Source organism: Kribbella sp. NPDC026611 (assembly GCF_040638345.1).
Lineage (GTDB): Bacteria > Actinomycetota > Actinomycetes > Propionibacteriales > Kribbellaceae > Kribbella.
Map to the genome: position 1 here is coordinate 189949 of NZ_JBEZYC010000009.1, position 21037 is coordinate 210985.

Consider the following 21037-nt stretch of genomic DNA (forward strand, 5'->3'; position numbering starts at 1 on the left):
TCTCAGCCGATCTTCATCGGATTCTCATCAACCTCAGTCACATTGAGAGCTATGCCAGCGCGGATCCTGGTCGCCGAAGACGACCTCAAGCAGGCTGAGCTGATCCGGCGGTACCTCGAGCGGGAAGGGCATCTGACCGTCGTCGTCCACGACGGGCGGGCCGCGATCGACGAGGCCCGCCGGCGCAGCCCTGACCTGCTCGTACTCGACGTGATGATGCCGAAGGTCGACGGTCTCGACGTCTGCCGGGTGCTCCGGGCCGACTCCGCGGACGTGCCGATCATCATGCTGACGGCCCGGTCGACCGAGGACGATCTGCTGCTCGGGCTCGACCTGGGCGCCGACGACTACCTGACCAAGCCGTACAACCCGCGCGAGCTGGTGGCCCGGGTCCGGACGGTACTGCGTCGTACGCAGAGCCGGGCCGAGGGCGAGGTGTACCGGATCGGTGAGCTGGAGATCGATCCGTCGCGGCACGAGGTCCGGCTGGCGGGGGAGTTGGTCGAGCTGACGCCGGCGGAGTTCAAGATCCTGGCCTGCCTGGCGGCCGCACCCGGGCGGGCGTTCTCGCGGCAGCAGCTGCTCGAGCACGCGTTCGGCTTCGACCACTACGTGTTCGACCGGACGATCGACGTTCACGTGATGAACCTGCGGAAGAAAATCGAGCCCGGCGTACCGACGTACCTGAAGACGGTCTACGGCGTGGGCTACAAACTCGCCGACAAGGTGGTGACGTCGGATGCGTCGTAGCGTGCTGATCCGGTTCCTGGCGCTGTCGCTCGCGGTCGCGCTCGGGGCGGTGATCGCGACCGCGCTGATCGCGACGTACTCCACCTCCGAGCATCTGCAGGGCGAGATCGACGCGAACACCGGGCAGCTGCAGGTGGACGGGCAGATCTACGGCGAGCTGACGCGGTACGCCTCGGAGCACCCGAGCTGGTCGGGGGTGGACAAGCTGGTGCACGAGCTGGCCAACAAGCTCGGCCGGCGGATCGCGGTCACCGACGAGAACGGCACGGTGATCGCAGACTCGGCCCGGATGCTGGGCGCGGCGCCCGAGCTACCTTCGGTGCCAGCGGCAACGATCGACGCCCGCGAGGACGGGTTCACGGTCGGTGGAGGCATCTCGAAGACGGTCTGGGCCGCGCCCAAGGCCGGCGTAGCCGCGAGCAAGGACTTCTCGTCCGTCTCGGCGATGGCACCCGCGGTGATGTACGGCGGCTGGGGGCTGAGCGACGACGAGCGGCGGCGACGCCAGAAGCTCGCCGAGAAGGCGGCGGCTTGCTATCGCGCCGAGGGCAAGCTGTCGAGCGTCGCCCTGGCCGACGGCATCATGCCACAGGTGCTCGTCGAGTCGAAGGACGCGACGGCGGGGATCCGGACGATGCAGAAGGCAACGGCCGCGCCCACCGACAAGTGCACCCCGGTCGGACTGTTCGCGCCGAGCGCCAAGGCCAGGATCGTCAACGACGACGAGGTACGCCGGGCCACGGAGTGCCTGAGCGCGGCCGGGATCAGGTACGACGTCAACTCGATCGACGGCCTGAAGTCGGTCGAGCCGAAGACCAAGAACGAGCTCAGCGAGAAGTTCGTCGACTGCGCGCGGCAGGCTCGCGTCCAGGCGCTGACGCCGTACGTCGCACCCCAGGCGAAGCTGTATCTAGGCGCGAAGAGCACGTTCAACGTGTTCTCCGCCGAGGGGTTGTTGCGGACCGCGGCGACGGCGCTGGGGGTGTTGCTGATCGCGGCGCTGGTGATGTTGTTCACCGGGCGGCGGTTGGTGCGGCCGATCGTGGCGCTGACGGGTGCGGCACAGCGAATGCGGAACGGGGATCACGCGGCGCGCGTGCCGGTGACGGGGAAAGATGAGGTGGCGCGGCTCGGGCATGCGTTCAACGCCATGGCGGAGGCGATCCAGCGGCACGACTTCCAGCGGAAGGCGATGGTGAGCGACGTCGCGCACGAGCTGCGCACGCCGCTGGCGAACATCAAGGGGTATCTGGTCGCGTCGGAGGACGGCGTCGTACCGCTGGACGCCGCTCTGGTCACGTCGCTGTTGGAAGAGACTGGTTTGCTGGAGCATCTCGTCGCGGACCTGCAGGACCTGGCGCTGGCCGACGCCGGCATGCTCCGGCTACACCCTGGTCCGCGCGACCTGTCCGAGCTCATCCAGCAGGTCGTCTCTGCTCACAAACCGGCCGCCGATGCGGCCGGCGTCACGCTGGCTTCCAACAGTCCTGACTCTGCACCGGTCTCCGTCGACAGTGCACGCATTCGTCAGGCGCTCGGCAACCTCATCTCCAACGCCATCCGCTACACGCCGTCCGGTGGTCACGTGGTGGTCGGCGTACGGCGAGTTGCCGACGGCTACAACCTGACCGTCACGGACAACGGCGGCGGGATCGCGTCGGAGCACCTCCCGCATCTGTTCGACCGCTTCTACCGGGCGGAGCAGTCCCGGAGCCGGACCACCGGTGGGAGCGGCCTGGGTCTGGCCATCACCAAACACCTGGCCGAGGCTCACGGCGGCCGGATCACCGTCACCAGCCGCCTGGGCTCGGGCTCGACTTTCACGATCTGGCTCCCCTCCCCTGCCACACTGTCCCCGTGACCCAGCCCCCCAACACCCCCGGCCCGTCCACCCCCGGCTGGCAACAACCACCCGCCGCCTACCCACCCCAACCGGGCTACGGATCGGGCCAGCCGGGCTACGGGCAGGGTGGTCCCGGTGGGCCGGCGTACGGACCCGGCTCCGGTGGACCGAGCGGACCGGGGTACGGACCAGGCGGACCCGGCTACGGACCGGGTGGGCCGGCGTACGGACCTGGTGGGCCCGGGTATGGACCGGGAGGACCTGGTGGGCCGCGGCGGGGGCGGACGGTTCTGTCTGTGGTGCTGGCGGCGTTTGCGGTGCTGGTGCTCGTCGGGGTTGGGGCTTTGGTTGTGCCTGGGCTTGTTGGTGGGGACAAGGAGAGCGGTCCGACAGCGCCGTCTGTGTCCTCGAGTCCGCCGGCCGGGTCGCAGCCGTCGACCACCTCGCCGGTCACGCCACCAATGACACCGCCGGCGACACCGCCGGCCGGTGCCCGGAGGTTGACCGAGGCGAGTGCGTTGGTGACCAAGTTCCTGACCTTCCTGAACGCCAACGACCAGAAGCACGCGGCGGCGCTCGGCTGCACGGAGACGCAGAAGCTGCTGCCCGCCGTCATCCTGCTTGCCGTCGATCCCCCGACGAAGCTGACCGTCAACGGCCCGGCCGTCGCGCTCGGCAAACCCGGCGGCGACCCGTACTACGAGAAGCTGCTCAGCGTCCCGTTCGCCGGTACCACCAAGCACAACCCGGCCACCGGGACCGTCACCGTCATGGACGTCCCCGCCCGCCCGCTCTGCATCCGGCTGATGACCCTCAAGCTCGGCTAGACGTCCCTAGACTCGACCCCATGGCTTCGAGGAAGGCCCGCGTGGCGGACGTCCACGAGATCGCCCGCGGGATGCCCCACGTCACCGTCTGGGAACGCGACGACGGCACCAACCGGCCCGTCTACCAGGTCGGCGGCAAGTCCTTCGTCTTCTTCCGCACCGCCCGCCCGGACGCGTACGACGCCGGCACCGGCGAGCGGTACGACGACGTGATCATGATCTGGGTCGAATCCGAAGACGAGAAGCTCGCGCTCCTCTCCGCCGACTCCACCCCCTTCTTCACCACTCCTCACTTCGACGGCCACCCGTCCGTCCTGATCCGAGCCAGCCGCATCCCCGAACTCACCAAACAAGAGCTCACCGAGGTCATCCAGGACGCCTGGCTCTCGCGCGCCTCGACCCGCCGTGCCACCACCTGGCTCAAGGAACACCGTCTCGACTCTTGAGACGAAGCTGTCGGCTATATGGACAGCCGTGTAACACCAGCGCGGTCCGCAGGGATGGGTCCACTGAAGGGGGCCTCGCCAATGCTCTGGCGAGGCCTCCTCGTGGTTGAACCGTTAGCTGACGCCGGCCGTCTCGCGCTGTCACACTGAGCGGGTGAGCTCACCCCCGTCCGGGCCGGAGTACGGCTGGCAGCCGCGGCCGCAGGACTACAACTCGGCACCCAGTTACGGGAAGCCGCCGCGGCAGAGCCGGGCCGGGTTGATCATCGTGCTGATCGTGGTGCTGGTGCTGGTCGTGCTCGGCGCCGTGGGGCTGCTGGGATATCGGCTCGTATCGGACCACAAGGCGTCGGGTCCAGCGCCGGTCGTCTCGGTAGCGCCAGTACCCAGCAATCGCCTGACGCCTACCAAGAGCTCGCCGCCCAAGAGCACACCTCCGAAGACCATCGGTCCAGTCGCGGCCGTGGCCAATTTGAGTCAGCAGTTCGTGGCGGATCTGAATGCGAACAACGTGACCGCCGCCTCCGCGCTGGGCTGTAAGAGCTCGAAGAGTGTGATCCCGACTCTCATGAAGGCCTTCCTGAAGCCCCCGGCCAAGCTGGTCGCCGGTGCGCCGGTCGGGTCGAGCCTGGCCTACGCCGTCCCGCTGTCCGGGACCATGAACGGCGCCGCGGTGAGCGGAGTCGTTGCCGTCAGCAACCTCGGTGACGAGCCGATGTGCATCCGGGCGTTCTCGGTCAGCGGGGGCTGAGCGAGCGAGCCGTCTCGATCAGGTCGGTGCCGGTGGGCAGCGCCGCGATGATCGGCGTGTCCAGCCCGTTCTCGACGTACCGGTCGATGTGTGCGCGGCACTCCGCCGCCGACCCATGCACGATCAGGTCGTCGAGCAGCGCGACCGGGATTGCGGCCATCGCGGCGTTGCGGTCGCCCGCGGCCCACGCCTCGCGCATCTCCTTCATCGCGGCACCCCGGCCGAGCCAGTCGTGGAAGGCGGCGTACCCAGGCACCGTCAGGTACGTCGCAATCAGGAACCGCCCGATGTTCCGCGCCATCTCCGCGTCCTCGGTGACGCAGACGAAGATCCGCGCCGCGAGCTCCTTGTCCGGGCCGAGCTCCGCCCGCACCTTCCGCACGTCCTCCGCCGACAGCCAGTTCGTGATCGCGCCGTCGGCCTCCCGCGCCGCCAGCCGGAGCATCTGCGGCCGCAGCGCCGCGAGCATGATCGCCGGCTCCACGTCCGGCGCCTTCTCCAACCGGAACCTGCTGATCGTGAAGCTGTCGAACGACCCGTCCACCTTCTCCCCCGCGAACGCCTGCCGCAGGAACCGCAGTACGTCGCGGGTCCGCGCGTACGGCGGATCGTAGGCGATCCCGTTCCACCCTGAAACGATCGTCTCCGACGACGCCCCGATCCCGAGCACGAACCGCCCCGGCGCCAGGTCCGCCAACGCCGCAGCACTCATCGCCAGCGCCGCCGGCCCGCGCGTGTGCACCGGTACGACGGCCGTCCCCAGCCGCAACTGCTGATCCCACTCCGACGCGAGCACCAGCGGCGTGAACGCATCCGCGCCCGCCACCTCCGCCGACCAGAGATCGGTGTACCCGAGCGACGCCAGCTCGGCGACCAGCGCACGATGATCCCGCAGGGGCACCCCGGTCAACGGAACAGTCAGACCCCAACGCATCAGATCGCCTTCCTCAACCACGGGCACATCCAGGAGTCCTTATCTGTAGGTGAGCAGTTCGGCGCCGACATGTACATGCTCGTTGTAGCTGACCACAGTCAGCCCACGATGCCCCGACACCACCTTGGTGATCGCCGTGTTGATCGTCACCGGGTTCAGCTTCGCCCACAGCCCGTCGCCGCCGGACAGCAGCCGGCTCACCACCGCCGCGATCGGCCCGCCGGACGTGAACACCACGGCCGTCTCCCCCTTGCCGAGCCGCTCGGCGGTACGCCGTACCGCTGCCTCGGACCGGTCCGCGAACGCCTGGAACGACTCGGTGTAGCCGTCGCCACCGTCGATCCACCGTTGGGTCGCCGCCGCGAACATGTCCTGGAACGCCCGCTTCGGGTTCCCGGTCCGGGCCAGGTCGGCGAGCATCACCGGCCGCACGCGGTACGCCGGTTTGTGCGCGACGATCACCTGCTCGTGGTCGAACTCGTCGTACCCCGCGTCGACCTCCGCGGCGAAGCCGGCCAGCTCCGCGGTCTGCCGGTGCCGGCGCATCGACCCCGACAGCACCACGTCGGCCTTGACGTCGGCCAGCGTGTCCCCGACCCGACGCGCCTGCTGCTCGCCGAGCGCCGACAGGTTGTCGTAGTCGCGCGCACCGAACGACGCCTGCGCGTGCCGGACCAGGTAGATGACGGCCACCTCAGGCCTGCCGGATGATCCGGCGGCAGCGCCGCTCGAGCAGGTTGACCGGGAGCCAGAAGCTCTTGAACCGCGGGTTGCGGGTCTGCTTGTGGTGGTAGCGGTAGTAGATCTGCTGCGCGATCACCGCCAGCCGGAACAGCCCGAACACCTCGTAGAACGCCCAGTTGTCCGGCTTCAGCCCGGACCGGTCGGCGTAGTACCCGACGATCTCGTCGCGGGTCGGCATCCCCGGCGCGTCCGACGGCTGCAGGCGGAACCGGCGGAAGGCCCAGTCGTCATCGGCCTGCACCCAGTACGCCAGTGCGCTCCCAAGGTCCATCAGCGGATCGCCGAGCGTCGCCAGCTCCCAATCGAGCACGCCGACCACCTTGAGCGGGTCGTCGGGCCCGAGGACGACGTTGTCCAGCCGGAAGTCGTTGTGGATGACACAGGTGCGGACGTCGGCGGGCTGGTTCGCGGCCAACCAGGCCATCACGCGCTCGTAGCTGGGCACGTTCCACGTCTTGGCCTTGCGATAGCGGTCGGACCAACCGGTGACCTGGCGTTCGACGTACCCGGCGCCGCGGCCGAGATCTTCCAGGCCGGCCGCGGAGGGATCGACGGCGTGCAGCTCGGCGAGCGTGTCGATGAGGGTGAAGCCGAGCTTCCTGGTCTGATCCGGGGTGAGGTCGACGCCGAGCTCGTGATGGCCGGGGATCGTCCCGACGACACGCTCCATCACGTAGAACTCGGAACCGATCACGGTCTCGTCGTTGCAGTGGGCAACCATCGACGGGACGTAGCGGAAGACCGGTTTGAGGCCGGCCTGGATCCGGTACTCGCGGCCCATGTCGTGCGCGCTCTTCGCCTTGGTTCCCTTCGGCGGACGGCGCAGGATCAGGTCGTGGCCGTCGTACCTGAGCAGATAGGTGAGGTTCGACGCGCCGCTGGCGAACTGCTTGACCTCGGGCAAACCATCCGGCAGCTCGGTCTGCGCGCGCAGCCAGGCGTCCATCGCCGGTACGTCGAACGCGTCCTCGTCCCGTACTGCGCGAGCCGCCTCGCTCATCCGGCCTCGGCCCGCACCCGGGCGCGCTCGGCGATCTTCCGCATCTGCCGGTTGTACAACGGCCGGGCGAACCGCTTGGTGCGCCACGCCAGCAGCGCCGGGCGGTCCGGGATGATCAGGAACTGTTTCTTCCGGATCCCGGCGAGCACCGCGACCGCGATGTCGTCGGCCGTGCGCGGCGACTTCTCGATCAGCTGGCGGGCGGTCACCCCCATCGCCTTGTCCTCACCCTGGATCGAGTCGGCCAGGTTGGTCCGGAAGAAGGAGGGGCAGACTACCGACACGGTCACGCCGTACGGGTGCAGCTCGTGCGAGAGCGTCTCGGAGAGCGCGACCACCGCTGCCTTCACCGTGTTGTACGAGCTCATCATCGGCGGGTGGACCAGGCCGGCCGCGGACGCCGTGTTGACGATGTGGCCGGAGCGCTGCCGCTTGAAGACGGGCGTGAACGCGCGGCAGCCGCGGACCCCGCCCATCAGGTTGATGTCGACGACCCGGTCCCACTCGTCCAGCGTCTCGACGTCGATCCGGCCGCCGGGCGCGATCCCGGCGTTGTTGACCAGGATGTCGAGGCCGTCCCAGTGCTCCTCGCACCAGTTGACGGCCTTCGCCCAATCGTCGGGGTTGCGGACGTCGAGCTGCAGGTAGGTGCCCGGGCCGTCGGCGGCGACGTCGGTGGTCAGTACTTGGTGGCCGTCAGCAACGAACCGGGCGACCAGCGCGGCGCCGAGACCGCTGGCGCCGCCGGTGACGAGAACACGACTCACTTGGCCTCCTGGGCTGCGGCGAGGTACGACGCGAGCTCGATTCTCGCGATCACCCCACGATGCACCTCGTCCGGTCCGTCGGCCAGCCGGAGCGAGCGGGCGCTCGTCCACGCCGCCGCGAGCGGGAAGTCGTCGGACAGGCCGCCACCACCGTGCAGCTGGATGGCCATGTCGATCACGTCCTGCGCCATCCGCGGTACGGCGACCTTGATCTGGCTGACCTCGCTCAGCGCACCGGCCAGGCCTTGGGTGTCGAGCAGGTACGCCGTCTGCAGCACGAGAAGCCGCGCCTGGTTGATCGCGATGCGCGCGTCGGCGATCCGCTCGCGGTTGCCGCCGAGGTTGACCAGCGGCTTGCCGAACGCCGTCCGGCTGGTGCCGCGCTGGAGCGCGAGCTCGAGGGACTTCTCGGCCAGGCCGACCAGGCGCATGCAGTGGTGCACGCGGCCGGGGCCGAGGCGGCCTTGGGCGATCTCGAAGGCCTTGCCCGGTCCGACCAGGATGTTCGAGGCGGGCACGTGGACGTCGGTGAAGGAGACCTCGCCGTGGCCGTGAGGTTCGTCGTACCGGCTCATGGCGGGGAGCAGACGCTCGACCTTCACACCCGGGGTGTCGCGCGGGACGAGAACCATGGTGTGGCGCCCGTACCGGTGGGCCTGGGGATCGGTGAGGCCCATGAAGATGAGCAGCTCACAGTCCGGGTGACCGACGCCCGTGCTCCACCACTTGCGGCCGTTGATCACGACCTCGTCACCGTGGACCTTCGCGGTGGCAGCCATGTTCGTGGCGTCGGACGAGGCGACGCCGGGCTCGGTCATGCAGAACGCGGAGCGGATCGTGCCGTCCAGCAGGGGTTCGAGCCAGCGCTTCTTCTGCTCGTCGTCGCCGTAGCGGAGCAGGACCTCCATGTTGCCGGTGTCGGGCGCGTTGCAGTTGAAGATGTACGGCGCGACGAACGACCGGCCGGTGAGCTCCGCGATCGGGGCGTAGTCGAGGTTGGACAGACCCTCGCCGTACTGCTCGTTGCCGGGCTCGGGGGGTGGGAGGAACAGGTTCCACAGGCCGGCGGCGCGCGCCTTCGCCTGCAGGTCCTTGACGATCGGCTGTGGTTGCCACGGGTCGCCCGCCGCCCGGATCGCGGCGTGCAGCTCGGCCTCGACCGGCTCGATCTCGGTGCGCAGGAACTCCTTGACCTGCGCAATCAAGTGCTGCGCCCGGTCCGAAGGTTCGAAACCCATCAAGACTCCTCTGCTCGCCTTGACCGTAGCTCAGCTTCTAAGCAATGCTCAATAGCATGGATCACCGACTGACCGCGGAGGATCGCAAGAAGCAACTGGTCCGGATCGGTCTGATGATGCTGCGGGACAAGCCGATCCACGAGCTGTCGATCGATGCCATCGCCGGGCAGGCCGGGATCTCCCGAGGCCTGCTCTTCCATTACTTCCCGAGCAAGCGGGACTACTACGTCGCCGTCATCTCCGCCGCCGGCCGCCGCCTGCTGCGCGTCACCAAGCCGGACGACAGGTTGCCGGACGACGAGAAACTGCGCGAGATGCTGGTCCAGTTCGTCGCGTTCATCGCGCGTCGGCGGACGGCGTACATCTCCTTCGTCCGCGGCGCCGCGGGCGGCGACGACTACGCGGTCGAGGTGTACGACGAGACCCGCGCCGGCCTCGCCAAACGCGTCCTCACCTACCTCGGCATCCCCGACGTCGCCGACGAACCCGCGTCCCGCGACTACCTCCGCGTCCACGCCTGGCTCTCCTACACCGAGGACCTGGCCATCGAATGGTCCGGCCTCCCCGAAGACGACCGCCCCTACACCGCCGACTCCCTCATCACCCACGCCATAGAAGCCCTCCACACCCTCCGCAAGCTGTAGTTCTCCCACGCACGCTCGCACCGCTGGCGAGCTGCGGGCTGCCGCCCGCGGGTGACATCGGGCTTAGCGCGACGGCGAACCGCTCTACCAAACAGCCACCCCGGACACGCGACGCGGAGTCGCCACCCGAGCGGACCCGCCGCGCCCTCCTCCGAACGCCCTACCGGCCGGAGCCATCCGCACCCCCGGTCACGCCCACGGTTAGTTGCCCCACGCACCGAGCCCCTCCACATTCAGTCAACTGGAGAGGTGTTGGGTCTCGTTCAGGGAGAGGACCTGGTGGCTGTGGTGGGTGTCGTTGTGGTGGAGGGTTGTGATGCTGCCGGACGTCAGCGGGAAGAACCCCAGGTCCGTCGACCTCATGGGCATGCCCAGCCAGGCGAGGATCAAGTAGCTCGAAGCGGAGCCGTGGGAGACGACTATCTGGTTCTCGGACGGTTGGGTGAGGATGTCGGCGAGGGCTGGGTAGAGACGTTCGACCAGTTGGAGCCGGGTTTCGGCGTTGGCTGGACCGTCGTGATGGGCCAGGCGATCGCCGGACTCGGGGAGTGGGATGCGGCGTTCGGCCAGCCAGGATTGCGGGCGGCCGTCGGCGTCGCCGTTGGATCGTTCGCGGAGGCGTGGGTCGGTCCGGACCTCGACGTTGAACCTCCGCGCGATGCGCTCGGCTGTTTCGGTGGTTCGGCGGAGGTCCGAGGAGTAGATCTCGACCGGTTGCGGTCCGATCCTGTCCGCCAGCACGTCGGCGATGCGTTCGGCCTGCTGACGTCCACGCTCGGTCAGGGCCGAGTCGTGCCAGCCTCCAACGACGTCGTCGACGTGGTGCTGGGCCTCGGGGTGCGTGACGAGGTACAGGGTTCTCATGATTGTCCTGGGCAAGGGTTCCAGCTCGACGGAAAAGGTGCCGTCGGCAACATGAACCTCGCCGACGGCAGCTGCGTCTACGGAAGCAACTCTGGGGTGAGGTCCGGGTCGGGCATGTTGGGGTCGAAGGGGTAGAGGGGGCGGATGACGCTGTGGTAGTAGAGGCGGAGGAGGTCCTGGTCTACGCCGCCGGGGGTCAGGGCCAGGAGCCAGTCGGCGGCTAGGTCGTAGAGCTCGGGCTCGAGGTAGCCGATCTTGACCAGCACCAGGTCCATCGACGTGGGGTCCAGGTCCAGCAGCGTGAAGTCCGCGAGGTGGTGGTACGGCTTGCGGCGGCTGGTGAGGATGGAGTGCAGGCCTCCGACCTGGACCACCGCGGTCGTGCCGCCCACCGGGTCTTCTGCGATCGAGAAGACCGTGCCGGACAGCTCCACCGGGCCGGCTGGGCCGGAGTCGATCTTGCCGCCGGCTGCGACCTGGACCGGGTTGCCGACGCCGGCGGCGACACAGGCGGCGACGGCTTCGGCGTCGAAGATGCTCGCGTGGATGGCCGTGGCCTTGCCGGAGGTGAGCTCTTCGACCTCGAGCAGTTGGCCGAGCGTCCACGACGTGTCGTCGGCGCCCCCGGCCGTCGGGTTGTCGCCAGAATCGCTGATCAGGAAGGGTCTCGCCGTACTCGCCAGACCGGCGTCCACGCACTCCTGCAACGTCCCGGTCGGCGCCACGAAGGCGAAGTCGTCCCGCGCCGCCCAGTACAGCTGAGCGAGCTCCGCAGCCCGTGCGGTGATCAGCGCCTGATCGTCTCCGGTCACGACGACAGCGGCGCGGCAGCGCGGCTCGTCGGCCCACGCGTACCCGACCCACACCGCCGCATCCAGTACGCCGTCCTCGTCGGCGATCTCCGCCACCCGCTGGTAGATCGACTTCGCGGGCTCGAGCCGCGTCGACGTCTTCTCCCCCGGCAGCAGCACCGGCACCTGGATCCACGCCTTCCCCGGTTTGCCGGCCCCGGACCGCAGCCGCTCGACCAGGGTACGCAGGGCCCGCTCCCGGCTCTCGAGCGCGTCCTCGTGCGGCGCCATCCGGTAGCAGGTGATCAGGTCGACGGCAGTTCCCAGCTCACGCGACACGTTCCCGTGCAGGTCCATCGACGCGGACATCAGTACGTCGGGACCGAGCACGTCGCGGATCCGGGTCGCGAGATCCGCCTCCGCGTCCTCCCGCCCGACGACGCTCATGGCACCGTGGATGTCGAAGAAGAACCCGTCCAGCGGCCCGGCGTCGGTCAGCCGCGTGATGATCTCGGCGGACAGGTCGTCGTACACCTCCGGCAGGACCGCACCACCGGGCAGCGACCGCGCGTGCAGGAGCGGCACCCACTCGATCCCCTGCGCCCAGTCCTTGCCGAGGAATTCGTACCGCTCCAGCAGGTGGTCCCCACGCCGTACGTCGAAGTCCGCCAGCCCGGCCCGGTGCGGCGAGAACGTACTCGATTCGATCGCGATCCCGGCGATCCCAATCCGAAGGTTCATGCCTAGAACCTGCCACAACCGAACCCTTTCGCGCACTGCCCGGTCGCGAAATCTGGACAGCAGCTAGCCGGATGCAGCCTCGGTGAGGGCCGCGAGCAGCGCCGCGGTGGCGGGCGGGTCGGGCGGGTCGCCGTACGTCACCGCGTAGATCCGCCGCGGCGACTGCGGCAGCTCGTGCACGAGGACGCCGTCGGCCCGATGCGCCCGCAGAGCCAGGCCTGGGATGGTCGTAACGCCGAGTCCGGCAGCGACCAGTGCCTGCATCACAACCATGTCGTCGGACGCATAGGCGATCCGCGGCTCGAAGCCCTCCTCCGCGCACTGCGCCACCAGGTGGCTGCGGCAACGATCGCACCCGGCGATCCAGGTCGAGTCGCGGAAGTCGGACAGCGTTTCGGCCGGGACGGTCGACAGGAGGTACAGCGGGTCGTCGAGCAGGTAGTGCAGGCGGACCCCGGCCGGCTCGGGTTCGGTCTCCTCGTAGCGGAAGATGACTGCGAGATCGATCTTCCCGGCCCGGAGCAGCTGCATCGCCTCGATCGGGTGGGTGTCGATCAGGCTGATCTCCAGCCCTGGGTGGCGGGTGGCCAGCGCGGCCACCGCGGCCGGGATCAAGGAACCGATCGCCGACGAGAAACCGGCCATCCGCACCCGGCCGGCGGTCAGGCCCACATGGGCGGAGACCTCGGCCTCGGCGGCGTCGATCCGGCCGAGGATCTCGGCGGCCCGGTCGGCCAGCAGCTGGCCGGTCAGGGTCAGCCGGATGCCGCGGCCGACCTTCTGCAGCAGTTGGGCGCCGGCCTCGGTCTCGAGCCGGGCCAGGTGATGACTGACCGACGGCTGTGAGTAGTGCAGCTCCTTGGCTGCCGCGGTAACCGAGCCGTGCCGCGCGACGGCGTCGATGACGCGCAACCGGGTGATGTCCAGCATCCGCCGACGGTAGCCCGCCCACCCCCCGAACGCATCAACTTTCTTGATGGATTCCCGCGGAATTTGGCATTGGACCGCGTCACCGCACGCCCACAGGCTAGGGACAAACCACCAGAGGAGATGCAGCATGAGTGAGAATCTGACCTGTTCCTACGTGACCTACCTGCGCAGCGACGCCGATACCGTCTGGCACGCGCTGACCGACGCCGACGTCACGGCGCAGTGGTGGGAGCGGAACGAGTCCGACTGGCAGGTGGGTTCGACCTGGCAGCACGGCGCGAACGGATCCGGGACCGTGCTCGAGAGCGATCCGCCGAAGCGGCTGGTGCTGACGTTCCCGACCGACGTGCCGTCGCAGCTCGCCTTCGACCTCGAACAGCACCAGGACATCGTCCGGCTCACGATGACGCACCAGAAGCTGGCCGATCAGAACGTCTGCGACATTGTCGCCGGTGTCTGGCCCGCGCTGCTCGCGAACCTGAAGACCCTGGTCGAGACCGGTCAACTGCTCCCGCAGTCACCGCTCGAGATGCTCCCTGCGAAGTGAGCGGTTGAGCCGCGGACGATCAGCTCGGTGGCGAGTTCGACGTGGAGGGCTTCCAGTTCGTGGCGGTCGAGGAGGCGGATCAGGAGGCTGACTGCCATCCGGCCCATTTCCTGCAGGGGCTGGCGGACTGTCGTCAGGGGCGGTGTGGTTGCCCGGCTCAGGTCGAGGTCGTCGAAGCCGGCGATGGAGACGTCTCCGGGGACGGAGAGGCCACGCTCGGCCGCGGCTTGCAGGGCGCCGACGGCGGCCTTGTCGTTGAAGGCGACCAGGGCTGTGGGGCGCAGGTCGAGGTCTAAGAGTTCACTGGCCGCCCGGTAGCCGTGGGTCGTGGTCGGTTGGTCGTGGCGGACCAGTGCGGGGTCCGGGAGGATGCCGGCGTCGGCGAGCGCGGCTTTGTGACCAGACAGTCGAGCGTCGGCTGCCAGCCACTCACGGGGTCCGGCGATGACGCCGATGCGCCGGTGGCCGAGCGCCGTGAGGTGAGCAGTGAGCTGACGGGCGCCGGAGTGGTGTGCGGCCGACACAGACGGGATGTCCCGTGGCAGTGTGGTCCGCGGGTCGACGACGACGAACGGGTATCGCCGCGAGCTCAGCCGGACCAGCTCCTCGGCAGGCTCCGGCGGCAGGATCAGGATGGCTCCACCGACCTCCTGCTGCGCCGGCAGCCGCGACAGCACCCTGTCGTGGGCGGCCGCCTCGCCCGCGTTGAGGATCACCTGCCGGCCGTGCCGGTCCAATGTCTCCACGATCGACGACACGATCAGCCCGAAGTAGTCGGTGAGGACGTACGGGCAGCGCACGTAGACAGCGCCGTCGACCGGCTTCGCCGTACCGCCGCGGGGCACCGGCGGCCGGACGTCGAGCTCTTCGAGGGCGGCCTCGACCAGTCGGCGCGTCTCGGGCGTGACGAGGCCCGACTGGTTGAGCACGCGGGACACCGTGGCCAGGGAGACCCCAGCGGCCGCCGCGACGTCGCGCATCGTCGCTCTACGGCCTGGCATTTGTTACATCCCCTTGTTTCACGCTCAGCACTCTAGAGCACCGCTCCGACCCCTTGACAGTGGTCGACCACGAGCGTTTCCTGTGGCCGTTTGTTTCATCCCGAGGAGTGCGATGAGAACACCAGCTTTCGGCGTCGCCCTGGCTCTCGCGGCGGCGTCTCTTACCGGTCCCGCTCAAGCTCATCCCCCGTCGACCGAGGTCAAGGTCTGGGTCACCACGCCCGACCGCACCGAGCTCCTGCACCAGCGGGCGCCGGTCGCGTTCCAGCGCGGAGCGAGCGACCGGACCACGATCACGGTCGACCCGCGGACGACGTACCAGACCATGGACGGCTTCGGCGCCTCGATCACCGACTCGTCGGCGGCGGTGCTGTACCGGCTCAGCCCGGCCGACCGGGACCGGACGATGCGTTCGCTGTTCGACCCGGAGCAGGGCATCGGCGTGAGCTTCCTCCGCCAGCCGGTCGGCTCGTCCGACTTCACCGCGGCGACCGAGCACTACACGTACGACGACGTACCGGCCGGCCAGACCGACTTCGGGCTGCAGCACTTCAGCATCGCCCACGACCAGCAGCAGGTGCTGCCGCTGCTGCGCCGGGCCAAGCAGCTCAACCCGGCGCTCAAGGTGATGGCGACACCGTGGAGCCCGCCCGCATGGATGAAGACGGGCGACTCGCTGGTCGGCGGCCGGCTCAAGGACGACCCCAAGGTGTACGACGCCTACGCGCGCTACCTGGTGAAGTTCGTCCAGGCCTACACCCGCGCCGGCGTACCGGTCGACTACCTGTCCATTCAGAACGAGCCGCAGAACCGCAAGCCGAGCGCGTACCCCGGCACCGACGTACCGGTGCGGCAGGAAGCGTCAGTGATCACCGCCCTGGGTCCACTGCTGCAGAAGGCCAGCCCGCGCACCCAGATCCTCGGTTACGACCATAACTGGACCACGCACCCCGGCGACGTCGCCTCCACCCCGCCTGGTGAGGACCCGGAGACCGACTACCCCTACAAGCTGCTGCAGTCGCCGGCGGCCAAGTGGATCGCGGGTACGGCGTACCACTGCTACTCCGGTGACCCCTCGAAGCAGACCGACCTGCACAAGGCGTTCCCGTCGAAGGGCATCTGGTTCACTGAGTGCTCCGGCTCGCACGGGCCGACCGACACACCTCCGCAGATCTTCCGCGGCACGCTCACCTGGCACGCCCGGACACTGATGCTCGGCACGACGCGCAACTGGGCCAAGTCGGTCGTCAACTGGAACATCGCGCTCGACTCCACCGGCGGCCCGCACCTCGGCGGCTGCGACACGTGCACCGGTCTGGTCACGCTGCAACCGGACGGCACGGTCACGACCGACGCGGAGTACTACACGATCGGCCACCTGTCGAAGTTCGTGAAGCCGGGCGCGGTGCGGATCGGCAGCACGTCGTACGGGACGACGGGGTGGAACGGGCAGCTGATGTCGGCCGCCTTCCGCAACCCCGACGGCTCCACCGCGCTCGTTGTCCACAACGAGAACGACGACCCGCGGAGCTTCGCGGTCGCGCTCGGGGACAAGACATTCAACTACGAGCTGCCGGGTGGGTCGATCGGGACCTTCACCTGGGACCGGGTGTCGGCCGACGTACCGCAGCCGGTGTCGCTGGACGGTGCGACGGCGACCGCCTCGGCCAACGCGGCGGATGCCGGGCTGGCGATCGACGCCGACGGATCGACCGTGTGGCAGAGCAAGGCTGGACAGGCACCGGGTCAGTGGGTGCAGGTCGATCTGGGGAAGGCGCAGACGTTCCGGCAGGTCGCGCTGGACCGCGGTGGCAACCTCGGCGACTTCGCGCATGGCCGGGAGGTTGCTGTGAGCAACGACGGGACGAACTGGCGGACCGTGGCATCCGGTACGACGACCAGCCAGCTGGACACGATCAACGTTCGGCCGACGTACGCGCGGTACCTGCGGATCACCAATACAGGTACTGCGGGCAACTGGTGGACGCTGGCGGACCTGAGGCTCTACCGCTGAGCCTCCAGCCAGCACGCGACCGCGGCGGCCTTCTCGTTGCTTGCAGCAATCACCTGCAGGCCGACGGGGAGGCCGTCCGTCGGTAGCGGCAAGCTGATCGCGGCGTGCCGGGTCAGGTTCGCCAGGCGGGTGTTGGTGAGCAACCGCTTGCGCACCGCGAGACCGCCGTCTGCGGTGTCTGCTTCTGAGATCAGCGGTGCCGTCGTGAGGACGGTCGGGGTGAGCACAGCGTCCACCTGCTCCAGCAGGGCGTCCAGCTCACGCGTGATCAGCACTGCGTCTTCACGGGCCCGCTCGTACTCCGCCGACTGCACCTGCGCTGCCTCACGGAGCCGCTGCTGTACGTCTGGCTGATACCGGTCCTGGGAACGCGCCAAATGATTCGCCACGGCTTCAGGACCTTGGAGGTTGGCTGCTGTGGTGAAGCCGTGGGACCAGTCAGGCAGCTGCACTTCGACACCGCCGAATCTTTCCACCGCCGCAGACCACGCACTGAGTACCCCAGGACTGAGTTGCAGGTACTCCGGATTGGCCACGAAGCCCAGCCGGGGTGTGCCTACGTCCAGGGGCGACAGGTCGGCGAGGGCGGCTAGCGCGTAGGTGGCGTCGGCTGCTGTGCGGGTCAGGACGCCGACGTGGTCCAGCGACTGCGACAGTGGGAACACCCCGTCCGCCGGGATCGTGTTGTACGACGGCTTGAAGCCGACGACCCCGCACAGCGCGGCCGGGATGCGCACCGAGCCCGCAGTGTCTGTACCGATGGCGAGTGGGACCACACCCGCCGCCACTGCAGCAGCTGACCCCGAGCTGGACCCACCTGTCATCCGCGACAGGTCATGCGGGTTCCGGCACGCGCCAACGCGGTTGGACACCCCTGTGCATCCGTAAGCGAACTCGTGCGTGTGCGACAGCCCCACCACGATCGCCCCGGCGGCGCGCAACCGCCGTACCACCTCCGCGTCCCGCCGGCCGACCTCGTCCATCGAGGCAGACCCGCACCGGTACGGCAGCCCCTCGACCTCGATCAGCTCCTTGACCAGCACAGGCACGCCGGCGAGCGCACCAGTCCGGTCGTGGGTCGCGGCTGCCTTGCGCGCACCCTCCACGTCCAGATAGACGACAGCGTTGAGCTCAGCCGCGTCGGACGCCCGCCTCAGCGCATCCTCGACCAGCTCCACCGGATCCAGCGACCCGGCGCGTACCCCAGCAGCAATCTCCTCGAGCGAGCTCACCCACTCATCAGATCACGGTCCTGGAGGTTGAGGACGATATGTTCGCCCTCACGGTGGAAGCCCAGGCTGGCGAGGTACGGCGTCGCGTCCTGCATGCGCGGCGGCGCGAGGACCTGGGTGAAGCCCTGCGTAGTGAAGACGTCGCTGCGGCGGTAGACGAACTCGCCGGGGGTGAAGTCGCGGTACTTCGGGACCACATAGTCGAGGTCGATCTGGGCACGACCGGCGCCGGCGTCATGGGCCAGAACGACGCCGACGGTGCGGTCGCCGTGCTGGACGAGGAATGCGTACGGGCTGGTGCCAGGGGTAAAGCCCGGGTTGAAGCGGGCGATGTCCTTCGCATGCCGCTGCAGGACGTAGCCGAGGTACGAGTCGGACTCCGTGACCTGCAGGACCTGGTACTCCGTCTCGTCGTGCCGGTGCCGCAGCAGCCGCCACAGGTGCACCAGGTTGATCACGGCAAGCACCGCGTTCATCCCGACCATCGGCCAGACGCCGATCACCGCGTTGAACGCGACCAGCACTACACAGCCGACCAGGTTCAGCAGTCGCAGCCGCAAGATCCGGGTCTGCAGCAACGAGACCACAACCACTGCGGACCCGCCCCACCCGATAACGCTCCACACAACGTCCACAGCGCGAGCGTAGGCCAGCAGGCTCGATCGGCCTGACTTGCTACTACCGCGTGGCGGCCGCGGGAGCCGGTAGCAACAGGAAGCCGAGGGCCATCCCCAGCAGGCAGGGCAGTCCGTGGTTGTCATGGAGCAGCGTGCCGACCACGGCCAGCACCGGCACGACGAGCGCCGACATCCGCAGATTCGACGGAAACACGACGCCGTACCGCCGGGCGGCCACCAGCACGACCACGCTCAGCGCACCGAGCAGTCCGGCGCTGCACATCGAGTTGCCCGCACCGACCGGGTTCAGCCAGAGGTAGCTCATGAACTGCCCGAAGAGCCCACAGCCGAAGTACAGGACCAGCCAGCGCACCCGGCCGAACACGCGCTCAGCCAGGATGCCGACCGCCGCCAGCCAGACCAGGTTGACGACCAGGCCGGCCGCCCAGCCGTCCTGGAAGAACATGCCGGTGATCAGGCGGTACCACTCACCTGCGTCGATCCGCGCCGCGTCCCGCACCACGAGGTCGTACAACGGCCGGTGCACGAGCTGGGCGACGCCACAGGCGAGCGTCACCACGAACACCCCGACGGTCAGCAACGGCCGACGTGGTCCGGTGGTGAGCGCGGCGAACTGGTTCGACGGGTCGGTGCGGGTCACGGCCGCGACTCTAGGCGTCGCACGGAGCACCGGCAGGTCAGCGGGCGGACCACCACTCCAGGAGCTTGGCGCGGGCCTCGTCCTCGCCCAGCGGGCCCTGGTCGAGGCGGAGTTCCATCAGGAACTTGTACGCCTGGCCGACCTCGCGGCCCGGCGGGATACCGAGGATCTCCATGATCTGGTTCCCGTCCAGGTCGGGGCGGAGGGCGTCCAGCTCCTCCTGCTCCTTCAGCCGCTCGATGCGCGCCTCGAGGTCGTCGTACGCCGCCTTCAGCGCCTCGGCCTTGCGCCGGTTGCGCGTCGTGCAGTCGGCCCGGGTGAGGACGTGCAAGCGCTCCAGCTGGTCGCCGGCGTCGCGGACATAGCGCCGTACGGCGGAGTCCGTCCACTCGCCCTCGCCGTACCCGTGGAAGCGCAGGTGGAGCTCGATCAGCTTGCTGACCTGGTCGATCTGCTCGTTGCTGAACCGCAGCGCCTTCATCCGCTTCCGCGCCAGCTTCGCCCCGACCACGTCGTGGTGGTGGAAGGTCACCTTGCCGCCGTCCTCGAACTTCCGGGTCCGCGGTTTCCCGATGTCGTGGATCAGTGCGGCGAACCGAACGACGAAGTCCGGCGTCGGAACAGACAGACGCGACTCGAGGTCGATCGCCTGGTCGAGGACGGTGAGTGAGTGCTGGTACACATCCTTGTGCCGATGGTGCTCGTCCCGCTCCAGGGAGAGCGCCGGCAGCTCCGGCAGCACGTGCTCGGCCAGGCCGGTGGACACCAGCAGGTCGAGCCCGATCCGCGGGTGGTCGGCGGTGATCAGCTTCTCCAGCTCGTCCCGGACCCGCTCGGCGGACACGATCGTGATCCGCTCCGCCATCGCGGTCATCGCCGTCACCACGGCCGGGTCCGGCGTGAACCCGAGCTGCGCCGCGAACCGCGCCGCCCGCATCATCCGCAGCGGGTCGTCACTGAACGAGTCCTCCGGAGTACCCGGTGTGCGGATCCGCTGCCGGGCGACGTCCTCCATCCCGCCGTACGGGTCGACGAACTGCCGCGACGGCAGCCGGACCGCCATCGCGTTCATCGCGAAGTCCCGGCGGGCCAGGTCGCCCTCGAGGCTGTCGCCGTAGGCCACCTCGGGCTTGCGCGACGTGGGATCGTAGGTCTCCGACCTGTACGTCGTGATCTCCAGGATCCACTCACCCTTGCGACAGCCGATGGTGCCGAACGCCTTGCCGATGTCCCAGACGTGGTCCGCCCAGCCGGCCACCAGCCGCTCGATCACGTCCGGGTGCGCTGACGTGGTGAAGTCCAGGTCCTTGCTCCCGCGACCGAGCAGAATGTCCCGGACGGGTCCGCCGACCAGCGCGATCTCGTGCCCGGCGGTGGCGAACCGGGAGCCCAGCTCGTCGACCACCGGTGCTAGTTGCAGCAACGCCTGGACAGCCCGCCGCTGGACGGCGGACAACGATCCGGCAGGCGCTGACTGGTCGGCAAAAGGTGACACGGAGAACTAGGTTACGGTGACGGCGTGTTCAGACGGCGACTGAGAGGGTGGCTTGGGGTTCTGCGCCGTCGCGAGCAGGTGCTCGGCGGAGTGCCTCGGCGTGCTGGAGGGGAGGGTTCGATGCGGAGCATCGTGCCCTCCCCTCCAGTGCGCCGAGGTGCCCGCCGAGTGCCGCGCAGTAGGCGCAGAACCCCAAGCCA

Annotated in this window: 21 protein-coding genes; 8 read left to right on the top strand and 13 right to left on the bottom strand. The window is 68.9% G+C overall.

The features are described 5' to 3' along the window. Window positions 1–51 precede the first annotated feature (51 nt). The 5 genes from AB0E69_RS32235 (at window position 52) to AB0E69_RS32255 (ending at window position 4617) form a co-directional block, all read left to right on the top strand. Window positions 52–750 (top strand): response regulator transcription factor, encoded by a 699-nt coding sequence (locus tag AB0E69_RS32235; RefSeq protein ID WP_360154785.1) that lies wholly within the window; start codon window positions 52–54, stop codon window positions 748–750. Beyond that, entirely contained in the window at window positions 740–2611 is a 1872-nt protein-coding gene (locus AB0E69_RS32240) for a HAMP domain-containing sensor histidine kinase (protein WP_360154788.1), read from the top strand. Before AB0E69_RS32235 ends, AB0E69_RS32240 begins: the two co-directional genes overlap by 11 nt. Then, on the top strand, window positions 2608–3420 hold the full coding sequence (locus AB0E69_RS32245; RefSeq protein ID WP_360154791.1) for a hypothetical protein: 813 nt from the start codon (window positions 2608–2610) through the stop codon (window positions 3418–3420). Before AB0E69_RS32240 ends, AB0E69_RS32245 begins: the two co-directional genes overlap by 4 nt. Window positions 3421–3440: 20 nt before the next feature. Further along, window positions 3441–3866 (top strand): MmcQ/YjbR family DNA-binding protein, encoded by a 426-nt coding sequence (locus tag AB0E69_RS32250; RefSeq protein ID WP_360154794.1) that lies wholly within the window; start codon window positions 3441–3443, stop codon window positions 3864–3866. 154 nt (window positions 3867–4020) lie between these two features. Next, window positions 4021–4617 carry a hypothetical protein gene (locus AB0E69_RS32255; protein ID WP_360154797.1) on the top strand — a complete coding sequence of 199 codons (597 nt, stop codon included), beginning with the start codon at window positions 4021–4023 and terminating at the stop codon, window positions 4615–4617. Here AB0E69_RS32255 and AB0E69_RS32260 read toward each other — a convergent pair. Genes AB0E69_RS32260 through AB0E69_RS32280 form a run of 5 tightly spaced genes read right to left on the bottom strand, consistent with a single transcriptional unit; the run spans window position 4604 to window position 9300 of the window. Continuing rightward, the gene (locus tag AB0E69_RS32260) at window positions 4604–5551 is read right to left on the bottom strand and encodes an LLM class F420-dependent oxidoreductase (protein WP_360154800.1); all 948 of its coding nucleotides are present in this window, start codon (window positions 5549–5551) and stop codon (window positions 4604–4606) included. The two genes, AB0E69_RS32255 and AB0E69_RS32260, sit on opposite strands and share 14 nt — an antisense overlap. A 39-nt stretch (window positions 5552–5590) precedes the next feature. Beyond that, on the bottom strand, window positions 5591–6244 hold the full coding sequence (locus AB0E69_RS32265) for a histidine phosphatase family protein (RefSeq protein WP_360154803.1): 654 nt from the start codon (window positions 6242–6244) through the stop codon (window positions 5591–5593). Between the two features lies 1 nt (window position 6245). Beyond that, window positions 6246–7295, bottom strand: coding sequence for a phosphotransferase family protein (locus AB0E69_RS32270; RefSeq protein WP_360154806.1), 1050 nt, complete (start codon window positions 7293–7295; stop codon window positions 6246–6248). Further along, the gene (locus tag AB0E69_RS32275) at window positions 7292–8062 is read right to left on the bottom strand and encodes an SDR family NAD(P)-dependent oxidoreductase (RefSeq protein ID WP_360154809.1); all 771 of its coding nucleotides are present in this window, start codon (window positions 8060–8062) and stop codon (window positions 7292–7294) included. The genes AB0E69_RS32270 and AB0E69_RS32275 overlap by 4 nt, the downstream gene beginning before the upstream one ends. Then, window positions 8059–9300 carry an acyl-CoA dehydrogenase family protein gene (locus AB0E69_RS32280; protein ID WP_360154812.1) on the bottom strand — a complete coding sequence of 414 codons (1242 nt, stop codon included), beginning with the start codon at window positions 9298–9300 and terminating at the stop codon, window positions 8059–8061. The genes AB0E69_RS32275 and AB0E69_RS32280 overlap by 4 nt, the downstream gene beginning before the upstream one ends. A gap of 56 nt (window positions 9301–9356) precedes the next feature. On the opposite strand from AB0E69_RS32280, the gene AB0E69_RS32285 reads away from it, so the two are divergent. Continuing rightward, entirely contained in the window at window positions 9357–9944 is a 588-nt protein-coding gene (locus tag AB0E69_RS32285) for a TetR/AcrR family transcriptional regulator (RefSeq protein ID WP_360154815.1), read from the top strand. A gap of 237 nt (window positions 9945–10181) precedes the next feature. Here the strand turns inward: AB0E69_RS32285 and AB0E69_RS32290 are convergent, their stop codons facing one another. The 3 genes from AB0E69_RS32290 to AB0E69_RS32300 form a co-directional block, all read right to left on the bottom strand. Then, window positions 10182–10808 carry a histidine phosphatase family protein gene (locus AB0E69_RS32290; RefSeq protein ID WP_360154817.1) on the bottom strand — a complete coding sequence of 209 codons (627 nt, stop codon included), beginning with the start codon at window positions 10806–10808 and terminating at the stop codon, window positions 10182–10184. A 77-nt stretch (window positions 10809–10885) separates the two neighbouring features. Continuing rightward, the gene (locus AB0E69_RS32295) at window positions 10886–12340 is read right to left on the bottom strand and encodes a M81 family metallopeptidase (RefSeq protein ID WP_360154820.1); all 1455 of its coding nucleotides are present in this window, start codon (window positions 12338–12340) and stop codon (window positions 10886–10888) included. Window positions 12341–12403: 63 nt separating this feature from the next. Beyond that, window positions 12404–13270 (bottom strand): LysR family transcriptional regulator, encoded by an 867-nt coding sequence (locus tag AB0E69_RS32300; protein ID WP_360154823.1) that lies wholly within the window; start codon window positions 13268–13270, stop codon window positions 12404–12406. A gap of 127 nt (window positions 13271–13397) precedes the next feature. Between AB0E69_RS32300 and AB0E69_RS32305 the strand changes: the two genes are divergently transcribed. Next, window positions 13398–13817 (top strand): SRPBCC domain-containing protein, encoded by a 420-nt coding sequence (locus AB0E69_RS32305; protein WP_360154826.1) that lies wholly within the window; start codon window positions 13398–13400, stop codon window positions 13815–13817. On the opposite strand, the gene AB0E69_RS32310 is transcribed toward AB0E69_RS32305, so the two are convergent. Then, the gene (locus AB0E69_RS32310; protein ID WP_360154829.1) at window positions 13772–14818 is read right to left on the bottom strand and encodes a LacI family DNA-binding transcriptional regulator; all 1047 of its coding nucleotides are present in this window, start codon (window positions 14816–14818) and stop codon (window positions 13772–13774) included. The genes AB0E69_RS32305 and AB0E69_RS32310 overlap by 46 nt on opposite strands. A 112-nt stretch (window positions 14819–14930) precedes the next feature. Between AB0E69_RS32310 and AB0E69_RS32315 the strand changes: the two genes are divergently transcribed. Next, window positions 14931–16832: a discoidin domain-containing protein gene (locus AB0E69_RS32315; protein WP_360154832.1), complete on the top strand. Its 1902-nt coding sequence runs from the start codon at window positions 14931–14933 to the stop codon at window positions 16830–16832. Here the strand turns inward: AB0E69_RS32315 and AB0E69_RS32320 are convergent. Genes AB0E69_RS32320 through AB0E69_RS32335 form a run of 4 tightly spaced genes read right to left on the bottom strand, consistent with a single transcriptional unit; the run spans window position 16823 to window position 20798 of the window. After that, window positions 16823–18064 (bottom strand): amidase, encoded by a 1242-nt coding sequence (locus tag AB0E69_RS32320; protein WP_360154835.1) that lies wholly within the window; start codon window positions 18062–18064, stop codon window positions 16823–16825. The genes AB0E69_RS32315 and AB0E69_RS32320 overlap by 10 nt on opposite strands. Continuing rightward, the gene (locus AB0E69_RS32325; RefSeq protein ID WP_360154838.1) at window positions 18061–18699 is read right to left on the bottom strand and encodes a hypothetical protein; all 639 of its coding nucleotides are present in this window, start codon (window positions 18697–18699) and stop codon (window positions 18061–18063) included. The genes AB0E69_RS32320 and AB0E69_RS32325 overlap by 4 nt, the downstream gene beginning before the upstream one ends. A 43-nt stretch (window positions 18700–18742) precedes the next feature. Further along, window positions 18743–19342 carry a rhomboid family intramembrane serine protease gene (locus AB0E69_RS32330; RefSeq protein ID WP_360154841.1) on the bottom strand — a complete coding sequence of 200 codons (600 nt, stop codon included), beginning with the start codon at window positions 19340–19342 and terminating at the stop codon, window positions 18743–18745. A 37-nt stretch (window positions 19343–19379) separates the two neighbouring features. Then, complete coding sequence (locus tag AB0E69_RS32335; protein WP_360155293.1) at window positions 19380–20798, bottom strand: CCA tRNA nucleotidyltransferase; 1419 nt, start codon at window positions 20796–20798, stop codon at window positions 19380–19382. Between the last annotated feature and the right edge of the window lie 239 nt (window positions 20799–21037).